The 586-nt window shown below is 53.6% G+C and carries 1 protein-coding gene; it reads right to left on the reverse strand.

Annotation, left to right across the window (positions count from 1 at the left end; genetic code table 11):
• Nucleotides 1–13 precede the first annotated feature (13 nt).
• Complete coding sequence (locus AC1RO3_RS08325) at nucleotides 14–403, reverse strand: hypothetical protein (protein WP_481763978.1); 390 nt, start codon at nucleotides 401–403, stop codon at nucleotides 14–16.
• Between the last annotated feature and the right edge of the window lie 183 nt (nucleotides 404–586).

The raw sequence follows: 586 nt of genomic DNA on the forward strand, positions 1-586 counted from the left end.
CGTCCAGCGTTCGTTAATGTGTGTCAGGAGCTGCGAAGCGATTTACGCTCCTGCCCCTGACGTGACCACCATAGCGATGAACCAAGTCAACAGGATTGTCTACGTTGTGCACCTGAAGAATCTGTAGCATCCCACACAGTATTTCGTTGATGCCGTCTTCACGCTCCGGTGACGAGTATGCAAACACAGTGTAAATCTCATCACTGAATTCGATGTCCTCATCACCCTCACCTGAACCCAGCTCGACAGCAGCCAGCGTGATTTGCGTGTTCCAGTATCCGTTACGGACCGGAGTTGCGTACAATGCGTAGAGGCGATCTTCCGACTCCCCATCCTCCGAATCTGTTTCGGGCCCAGTGACGGTCAGGGTCCAAGCATCATCGTCTCCGACGCGCTCTGCCAATAGCTATTGGTCATCGTTCATGCAGCCTCCTTGGGTTTTGATGCATGCTTCAAAGCGGCGCGAATCTGCTCATCAAGGTCCTGCACACCCAGCAACGGGTAGTTTTCCTGCAACCAGCTGCGCATTTTCTTGCTCTTCCACGGGCGGATGATGGCGTTGAACACATCCTCATGTGTGCCCTTC

The sequence above is a fragment of the Dellaglioa sp. CoH-57-MRSF-19 genome, from assembly GCF_056781975.1.